The following is an 8,671-nucleotide window of genomic DNA, read 5'->3' as shown; positions in this document are numbered from 1 at the left end:
CTGGCGGCGTCGCTCGCGGCGCGGCAGCGGCCGCTGCAGGCCGGCGGCTGAAGCTCAGTCGACCCCGAGGAAGCTGCGCATGCGCTCGATCTCGTCGGCCAGCCCGGCCTTGAACGCCGGGTCGCGCGGCGCGCGGCCGTCGACGTAGCCGAGCTGCTGCGTCAACCGCCCGCCGACCATCGACAGGTTGCCCCAGCCGATCACGCGGTCGTGCCACAGCAGCGGCAGCGCGTAGTAGCCGAACCTGCGCTTCGGTGCCGGCGTGTAGGCCTCGAAGCGGTAGGCCCAGCCCCACAGCAGCTCGAAGCGGGTGCGGTCCCAGACCACCGGGTCGAACGGCGCGAGCAGCCGCACCGCGTCATCGGGCGCATGGCGGCGCGAGGCCGGGTTCTCGTCGGCCGGCCAGTACCAGGTGACGCCATCGAGCTGCAGGCTCGCGAGCTGCTCGCGCGCCAGCTTCATCGCCGCCTGCGTCTGCGTCTTCAGGTGCGGTGCGCCGTAGCCCAGCAACGCGGTCAGGTGGGTCAGGCTGCGCGCCGGCAGCGGCGCGTACTTGCGCACGATCAATTCCAGCAGCGCGGCGGCGCGGCGCGCCCGTTCGCCGGGGCTGTCGTCGGCCGGCGCATGCTCGACCGCCTCGTAGACGCGGATGCCCGCATCGCGCCGCACGACGCGCAGCATGCCGCGGTAGTGCATGCCGTCGAGCAGGTGGGTGCTGGCGTTCGACGAGCCGCCCCAGTAGTTGGTGACGCGGCCGTGCGCGAAATGATCGTCGACCTCGCGCGGGTGCACGCGGCCGCGCTCGCGCACGAAGGCCAGCACGTCGGCGGCGCGGCGCTGCGTGGCGCGGTCCCACACCGTCGTGGCGACGCGCGGGTGCATCAGCGCCAGGTGCTCGCGCGGCAGGAAGCCGTAGTTGACGAGGCAGTCCTCCTCGATCGGCAGCTTCGCGTAGCGGCGCTCCAGCTCGCCCGCGCGGTAGCCCTTGACGCGGTGGCGCAGCGTCAGGTCCTGCGCGCGCGCCGGCGAACGGATCGGGTCGGCCTGCAGGAACCCCAGCTGGCGGATCGCGCGCAGCAGCGTGGTCGGCTTGAAGAGCGTGCGGGCGACGGCGTAGCGCCGCAGGTGGTCGAGGGTGATCGGCATGGCCGGAATGATGCGGCATCCGGTTGCCAGTTGGTGTCACCAGTCCTCGGCCGCGCCCGCGAAAGCGAGGCGCTCCATCAAGCCACTCCCCAGGATCCGGCTCCGCCGGGCCGAAGGGAGGCGCCCCTCGGGGGCAGGAGCGATAGCGACTGGGGGGCCCTATCTTTCCAGCTGCTCCACCGTGTCGAGCTGCATCTCGAAGCTGAAGAAGCGGTCCCGCCCCTGCGCCTTCGCGGCGTACAGGGCCTGGTCGGCGCGCATCACCATGCCTTCGGCGGTGGTCTGGGCGTCGGGAATGCAGGTGGTGATGCCGCCGGTCAGCGTGACCAGCCCGCCGACCGGCGAGGCCGGGTGCGGCAGCGCCACGCCGGCCAGCATCCGGCGGATCGCGCGCGCGAAGGTCATCGCGCCCGATTTCGGCGTGTTCGGCAGGATCAGCGCGAACTCCTCGCCGCCGTAGCGCGTCGCGCGGTCGCGTGGCCGGTGGCAGGCGTCGCGCAGCAGCGCGCCGATGCGGCGCAGGCAATCGTCGCCCTGCACGTGGCCTAGCGTGTCGTTGTAGGGCTTGAACGCATCGAGGTCGCAGAACACCAGCGTCAGCGGCTGCTGCTCGCGCCGCGCGGCGCCGATCTCGGCATGCAGCAGGCGGTCGAAGCCGCGGCGGTTGATCAGGCCGGTCAGTTCGTCGAGTTCGCTCAGGTGCTGCAGGCGCTGGTTCGCGGTGCGCAGCTCCGACGACACCTGCATCAGCTGGGCCTGCATCTGCAGCAGCCGGGTCATCGCGCGCAGCTTGGCGGCCAGCACCACGGTCGACACCGGCTTCACCAGGTAATCGTCGCCGCCGCTCTCGATGCCTTTCCACAGGTCCTGCTCCTGGTCGCGCGCGGACAGGAAGATGATCGGCGTCCAGCGGCCGGACTCGGCCTGGCGCATCTGGCGCGCCAGCCAGTAGCCGTCATGGCCGGGCATCACGACGTCGAGCAGCACCAGGTCGGGCTGGTGGCGCTGGAACTGCTCCAGCGCCCAGGTCGCGTCGCCGGCTTCGAGCACCCGGTGGCCCAGTGCATCGAGCTGCGCGACGAGCGCGACGCGCACGCCGGGCTGGTCGTCGACGACGAGGACGGTCAGCGAGGAAGCAGCAGCAGGAGCGAGGGGCATGGGCAGGACCGGTGACGCCGGTCTCGACGCCTTCGTCCCGCATATCGGCGGGCCGCGCCGCCGGCTGAAGCCGCGGTAGCGATCGCCGACAGCGCTGCGCGCACTACTGCACGCAGGCCCGTCTGTCTGACAAGCCGTCTCTTACAGCCCCGCCGCTGCGCGCAGCGCCTGGGCCTTGTCCGTCTTTTCCCAGCTGAACTCCGGCTCCTCGCGGCCGAAGTGGCCGTAGGCGGCCGTCTTCTCGTAGATCGGGCGCAGCAGGTCGAGCATCTGGATGATGCCCTTCGGGCGCAGGTCGAAGTGCTCGTTGACCAGCGCGGCCAGCTTGTCGTCGGGGAGCACGCCGGTGCCTTCGGTGTAGACCGTCACGTTCATCGGGCGGGCCACGCCGATCGCGTACGCCACCTGGATCTGGCACTGGCGCGCCAGGCCTGCCGCGACGATGTTCTTCGCGACGTAGCGCGCCGCATACGCGGCCGAGCGGTCGACCTTGCTCGGATCCTTGCCCGAGAACGCGCCGCCGCCGTGCGGGCAGGCGCCGCCGTAGGTGTCGACGATGATCTTGCGGCCGGTCAGGCCGCAGTCGCCCTGCGGGCCGCCGATGACGAAACGGCCGGTCGGGTTGATCAGGAACTTGGTGTCCTTCAGCCACTCCTTCGGGAGCACCGGCTTGATGATCTCCTCGATGATGGCTTCGTTGAACGAGGCCTTCATCTTCTTCGGCGTCTCGCTCTGGTCCGGGCTGTGCTGGGTCGACAGCACGACGGTGTCGATGCTGTGCGGCTTGCCGTCGACGTAGCGCATCGTCACCTGGCTCTTCGCGTCGGGGCGCAGGAACGGCAGGCGGCCGTCCTTGCGCAGCTGGGCCTGGCGCTCGACCAGGCGGTGCGCGTAATAGATGGGCGCGGGCATCAGCTCGGGCGTCTCGTCGCAGGCGTAGCCGAACATCAGGCCCTGGTCGCCGGCACCGGTGTTCAGGTGGTCGTCGCTCGCCTGGTCGACGCCCTGGGCGATGTCATTGGACTGCTTGTCGTAGCAGACCATCACCGCGCAGCCCTTGTAGTCGATGCCGTACTCGGTGTTGTCGTAGCCGATGCGCTTGATCGTGTCGCGGGCGACCTGGATGTAGTCGACGTGCGCGTTGGTGGTGATCTCGCCGGCCAGCACGACCAGGCCGGTGTTGGTCAGCGTYTCGGCGGCMACRCGSSARCGCGGGTCCTGCTTGAAGATCGCGTCGAGGATGGCGTCGGAGATCTGGTCGGCGACCTTGTCGGGRTGGCCTTCAGAAACGGACTCGGACGTGAAAAGGAAGTCGTTCGACACTCTTAAACTCCAGCAAGGTTGAAAACCGCGTTGCCGGACTTGAGGGTTCTTCGAGCGGCGAACGCTTTAGCAGGATTTTTGAATCGCCCCGCAAGTAGTTCATAACTCGGCGATGGCGGGATTATAGAAACAGATGACAACCCTATTGCGCTGGTTTGCCGGGCTTTCGCTGGGCTTTTTGCATCTTCTCGGCGGCGTCCTGGGCTGGCTGGGCTACGCGTTGTCCGGCAGCTACCGGCGCCGCATGGTCGAAAACGCCGCCCAGGCCGGGCTCGACAGGCCCGCGTGGCGCCCGGCGATCGCATCGGCCGGCCGCATGGTGATGGAACTGCCGAAGCTGTGGCTGCGGCCGATCGACCGCAGCGTGCTCGCCCTGGTGCGCTTCGAGGGCGAGGCGCTGGTGGCCCGCGCGCTCGAGTCCGGCCGCGGCGTGCTGCTGCTCACGCCGCACATGGGCTGCTTCGAGATCACGGCCCAGGCCATCGCCGAGCGCTGGGGCACGCAGCAGCCGATCACGGTGCTGTACCGCCCGGCACGCCAGGCCTGGCTGCGCCGTCTCGAGGAGACCGCCCGCGACCGGCCGCACCTGCAGGCGGTGCCGGCCACGCTGTCGGGCGTGCGCCAGATGATCCGCGCGCTGCGCCGCGGCGAGATGGTCGGCCTGCTGCCCGACCAGGTGCCGCCCGACGGCATGGGCGTGTGGGCACCCTTCTTCGGCAAGCCGGCCTACACGATGACGCTGGCGGCACGGCTCGCGCAGCAGACCGGTGCCGCGCTGCTGCTGACCTGGGGCGAGCGGCTGCCGCGCGGTGCCGGCTACGTGCAGCGCTTCTTCGAATTCCCCGGCGCGCTGCCGGACGACCCGACCGAGGCGGCCAGCGCCGTCAACCGGGCGATGGAACAGCTGATACTGCAGTGCCCCGGCCAGTACCTGTGGGGCTACAACCGATACAAGGCGCCGCGCGAACATCCGGCGGACGCCGCGCAAAAAGAATAGAGAACGCTCGATGGGAACCCGCTTGCTGCTGGGAACGATGTGGCTGCTGCATTGCCTGCCACTGCCGCTGCTGGCCGCGCTGGGACGCGGGCTGGGGCGGCTGCTGTTCGCGCTGGCGCGCTCGCGGCGGCGCGTTGCGCTGCGCAACCTGGAGCTCTGCTACCCGGACTGGAGCCCGCAGCAGCGGTTCGCGCTCGCCCGCGAGCATTTCCAGTGGCTGGGCCGCAGCATCCTCGAGCGCAGCCTGCTCTGGTATGCGCCGATGTCGCAGCTGAAGCGGATCATCCACGTCGAAGGCGACGTGAAGCTCGCCGAGCGCAGCCCGCGGCCGGTGATGTGGCTGGTGCCGCACTTCATGGGGCTGGACGTGGCCGGCGTCGCGACGCTGCTGTTCCAGCAGCACCCGGCCTGCTCGATGTACCAGCAGCAGAGCAACCCGGTGATGGACGAGGCGATCCGCAAGGGCCGCATGCGCTTCGGCGACCATGCGGAGATCTTTCCGCGCAGCGACAAGGCGTTGCCGCTGATCCGCGCGATCCGCAAGGGGCACGCCTTCTTCAACCTGCCCGACATGGATTTCGGCGCGCGCGATGCCGCGTTCGTGCCGTTCTTCGGGGTGCCGGCCGCGACGCTGCTCGCACCGTCGCGCATGGCGCGTGCGCTCGGCATGGTGGTGCAGCCGGTGATCGCCGAGATGCTGCCCGGCGGCCAGGGCTACCGGGTGCGCTTCGGCGAACCGTTCACGCACTTCCCGAGCGACGATCCCGTCGCCGACACCGCGGCGATGAACCGCTGGATCGAGGACGAGATCCGCAAGAACCCGGCGCAGTACCTGTGGGTTCACAAGCGCTTCAAGACGCGGCCGGCGGGCGAGGCGTCGCTGTACTGACTGCGGCGCCCGCCCCGCCTGCGATCACCGCTCAGTCGCTCCTTGGCAGCGTCAGCCGCGCGCCGAGCGCATTGCCCAGCCGGAGCGCGACCTCGGCGTCGCCCGCGGTGGTCATCAGCATCGCGTGCTCCTGGCGGCCGGTGTCCATCTGCAGCAGCGAGAAGCCGAAGCCGAGCAGCCAGGTGTGCAGTTCGAACAGCGCCGCACGCGGCGTGCGGCCGCGCCCTTCGCGCCAGTTCCAGCCGTAGATCGCCGCAATGCCGGCGGCCCGCGCCAGTTCGCGCCCCTGCCGCTCGACGTCGGCGATCTCGTCGACGCCGACCAGCAGCATCGCCCACTGGCCGTCCTGCTGCCCGCCTTCGGCCAGCAGCGCATGGCGCACCGCCTGCGGCACAGCGTCGCCGGCATGCACGCCGTTCACCACGCGCTGCTGCAAGCGCAGGCGCTCCTCGGTGCACAGGTGGCCGAGCACGAGGCGCAGCCATTCCAGCAACGACACCTCATCGGGCTGGCGTGCCGTCGTCGTCGGCGGCACGGGTTCGCCGGGGACGCTGACGAACATCGGCTCCTGCTCGTCGCGGCGGCGAAATCGCTTCAGGAATTTCAGCATGGCACCGCCTCCCGACGCAGGATCAGGCAGGGCACGCCGCCCAGGCGCCAGCGCTTGTCGGCGCGCAACGGCGGCGCGAAGGCGCGGCCGCAGGTGCAGGGTCGACTGCCGGCGCGCACCGGGCGTCGTCGGCCGAGCTTCAGCCGGACGGCGGGGGCGCGCGTCAGCGGCCCGCAGCGGGCGCCGGTGTCATCGCCAGAAAAAGTGGTGTTCATGTCCATCGCGTCTCCCGTAAGGAACAGCCGGCGCGACGATCGCCTCCGGCATGGTTCGGCATGCTCGCCACGCTTTGTGCAGGCCTTTTGCAGGCGGCCAGATGTTTTCGAGAAACCGGGTTCTGGCGGGCAGATGGCCGGGATGAACGGCGACCCTGCCCGGCCCGCTGTCATGGCGCGCGGCGATAATCCCCGCCCATGAGAGTGCAGTTCACGAAGATGCAGGGGGCCGGCAACGACTTCGTCGTGCTCGATGCCACCGCGGCGCCGCTGGCGCTGGATGCCGCGCAGCTGCGCGCACTGGGCGACCGGCGATTCGGCGTCGGCGCCGACCAGATCCTGGTGGTCGAGGCCAGCGCGACGCCCGGCATCGATTTCCGCTACCGCATCTTCAACGGCGCCACCGGTGACGAAGTGGAACAGTGTGGCAACGGTGCACGGTGCTTCGTGCGCTTCGTGCACGACAAGAACCTGAGCACCAAGACGACGATCCGCGTCGAGACGATTCGTCAGGTGCTCGAACTGCGCATGCAGGACGACGGCCGCGTCACCGTCGACATGGGCGCCCCGGTGTTCGACCTGCCCGCGCTGCCCTTCGACGCCAGCGGCCTGGCGCCGCGCGAGCTGAACGGCTTCGCGCTGTGGCCGCTGCCGGTGGGCACCGGCACCGTCGAGGTGGCTGCGGTGTCGATGGGCAACCCGCATGCGGTGCAGGTGGTGGCCGATGTCGACACCGCACCGGTCGCGACGCAGGGCCCGCTGATCGAGCAGCATGCGCGCTTCCCGCGCAAGGTGAACGCCGGCTTCATGCAGGTGCTGTCGCGCACGCACATCCGGCTGCGGGTGCACGAGCGCGACGCCGGCGAGACGCTCGCCTGCGGCACCGGCGCCTGCGCGGCCGTGGTCGCCGGCATCCGCATGGGCCTGCTGGATGCGCGCGTCGATGTCGATGCGCGCGGCGGCCGACTCACGATCGAATGGCAAGGTGCCGCCGGCAACCTTCAACAGCCCGTGCTGATGACCGGCCCCGCCACGACCGTCTTCGACGGCGTGATCCATCTGTAGAGACGTAGAAGGGCCCACCCGTGAGCATCCAAGGCATCACCGAACAGGACATCGCGAACTACCTGGCCAACACGCCGGGTTTCTTCGAGCGCCACGCCGAACTGCTGGCAGCGGTCCAGCTGACCAGCCCGCACGGGCAGCGTGCCGTGTCGCTGCAGGAGCGGCAGATGGAAATGCTGCGCGAGAAGAACAAGGGGCTCGAGCTGCGCATCATCGAGATGATCCGCCACGGCACCGAGAACGTCTCGATCGCCGACAAGCTGCACCGCTGGACGCGCGCGATCATGCTGACGCACAACCCCGGCGACCTGCCCGACGTGCTGGTGGCCGAGTTGAAGCACCAGTTCATGATCCCGCAGTCGGCGATCCGCATCTGGGGCGCGGCCGACGTGTTCAACGTGCTGCCGTTCGCCAAGGCGGTGAGCGAGGATGCCCGCAGCTTCGCGGCCAGCCTCTCGCAGCCGTACTGCGGCGTCAATTCCGGCTTCGAGGCGGCCCAGTGGCTGGCCGACGTCTCGACCGTGATGTCGCTCGCGCTGATCCCGCTGCGCGTGCGCCAGGACGACCCGGCCTTCGGCATGCTGGTGCTGGCCTCGCCGGACCCGACGCGCTACAGCGCCGACATGGGCACCGAGTTCCTGTCGCGCATCGGCGACATCGCGAGCGCCGGCCTGTCGCGGCTGCTGCCGATCGCCTGAAGGCCTGGGCCGGTCCCGCGCGATGACTGCACCGTCCGCCGCACTCGACGCGGACCTGCAGCGTCACCTCGTCCACCTCGAATCCGAGCGACGGCTCGCGCCGCGCAGCCTCGTGCTGTACCGCGATGCGTTCGCGCGGCTGCAGGCCTTCGCGCAGGCGCAGCCGGTGTCGCTGCGCGCCACCCAGGTGCACCACGTGCGGCGCTGGGCGGCGCAGCTGCATGCGCAGGGCCTGGGCTCGCGCAGCATCGCGCTGGTGCTGTCGGCCTGGCGCGGCTTCTACCGCTGGCTCGGCCACGAGGGCGTGGTGCCGATGAACCCGGTGGACGGCGTGCGCGCCCCGAAAGCCGCCAAGCCGCTGCCGAAGGCGCTGCCGGTCGACCAGGCGGTGGCGCTGGCCGAGCCGCGCGAGGACGACGACACCGATCCGGCACTCGCTGCCCGCGACCAGTGCATCGTCAGCCGTACAGCAGCTCGACGATGCACTGGTCGCGGGCAGCGAGTGCCGGATCGGTGTCGTCGTCCTCGCGCGGCTCGGCCAGCGCCACCGCCTGGTCGACCGGCAGCGCC

The 8,671-nt window shown here is 70.3% G+C and carries 10 protein-coding genes; 5 read left to right on the top strand and 5 right to left on the bottom strand.

The window, feature by feature from the left end:
• Nucleotides 1-54 precede the first annotated feature (54 nt).
• The 3 genes from AC1D12_RS16925 to metK all read right to left on the bottom strand — a co-directional run bounded on the left by AC1D12_RS16925 (nucleotide 55) and on the right by metK (nucleotide 3,627).
• On the bottom strand, nucleotides 55-1,146 hold the full coding sequence (locus AC1D12_RS16925) for a DNA glycosylase AlkZ-like family protein (protein WP_477829202.1): 1,092 nt from the start codon (nucleotides 1,144-1,146) through the stop codon (nucleotides 55-57).
• Nucleotides 1,147-1,305: 159 nt separating this feature from the next.
• Complete coding sequence (locus AC1D12_RS16920; RefSeq protein WP_465110606.1) at nucleotides 1,306-2,304, bottom strand: GGDEF domain-containing response regulator; 999 nt, start codon at nucleotides 2,302-2,304, stop codon at nucleotides 1,306-1,308.
• Nucleotides 2,305-2,445: 141 nt separating this feature from the next.
• Nucleotides 2,446-3,627, bottom strand: a complete 1,182-nt coding sequence (metK, locus tag AC1D12_RS16915; RefSeq protein ID WP_477841680.1) for a methionine adenosyltransferase — start codon at nucleotides 3,625-3,627, stop codon at nucleotides 2,446-2,448.
• 133 nt (nucleotides 3,628-3,760) lie between these two features.
• Here metK and AC1D12_RS16910 point away from each other — a divergent pair, with 133 nt between their 5' ends.
• Both AC1D12_RS16910 and AC1D12_RS16905 read left to right on the top strand, forming a co-directional pair.
• Nucleotides 3,761-4,624, top strand: a complete 864-nt coding sequence (locus AC1D12_RS16910; protein ID WP_477824865.1) for a lysophospholipid acyltransferase family protein — start codon at nucleotides 3,761-3,763, stop codon at nucleotides 4,622-4,624.
• Between the two features lie 10 nt (nucleotides 4,625-4,634).
• Nucleotides 4,635-5,513 carry a lysophospholipid acyltransferase family protein gene (locus AC1D12_RS16905; RefSeq protein ID WP_047507823.1) on the top strand — a complete coding sequence of 293 codons (879 nt, stop codon included), beginning with the start codon at nucleotides 4,635-4,637 and terminating at the stop codon, nucleotides 5,511-5,513.
• A gap of 31 nt (nucleotides 5,514-5,544) precedes the next feature.
• Here AC1D12_RS16905 and AC1D12_RS16900 read toward each other — a convergent pair whose 3' ends face one another.
• Both AC1D12_RS16900 and AC1D12_RS16895 read right to left on the bottom strand, forming a co-directional pair.
• On the bottom strand, nucleotides 5,545-6,123 hold the full coding sequence (locus AC1D12_RS16900; RefSeq protein WP_047507826.1) for a DUF6630 family protein: 579 nt from the start codon (nucleotides 6,121-6,123) through the stop codon (nucleotides 5,545-5,547).
• On the bottom strand, nucleotides 6,117-6,344 hold the full coding sequence (locus AC1D12_RS16895) for a hypothetical protein (protein ID WP_477824863.1): 228 nt from the start codon (nucleotides 6,342-6,344) through the stop codon (nucleotides 6,117-6,119). The genes AC1D12_RS16900 and AC1D12_RS16895 overlap by 7 nt, the downstream gene beginning before the upstream one ends.
• A 192-nt stretch (nucleotides 6,345-6,536) precedes the next feature.
• On the opposite strand from AC1D12_RS16895, the gene dapF reads away from it, so the two are divergent.
• The 3 genes from dapF to AC1D12_RS16880 form a co-directional block, all read left to right on the top strand.
• Entirely contained in the window at nucleotides 6,537-7,403 is an 867-nt protein-coding gene (gene dapF / locus AC1D12_RS16890) for a diaminopimelate epimerase (RefSeq protein ID WP_477824862.1), read from the top strand.
• 20 nt (nucleotides 7,404-7,423) lie between these two features.
• Nucleotides 7,424-8,101, top strand: coding sequence for a DUF484 family protein (locus AC1D12_RS16885; protein ID WP_047507834.1), 678 nt, complete (start codon nucleotides 7,424-7,426; stop codon nucleotides 8,099-8,101).
• A gap of 22 nt (nucleotides 8,102-8,123) precedes the next feature.
• Nucleotides 8,124-8,671: site-specific integrase (locus AC1D12_RS16880; RefSeq protein ID WP_477841677.1), on the top strand; the 548-nt coding region annotated here is incomplete at its 3' end.

The organism is Rhizobacter sp. P1_G5, assembly GCF_056405435.1.
The sequence above is the reverse complement of the archived record's forward strand: the minus strand, read 5'-3'. Positions and strand labels throughout refer to the sequence as shown.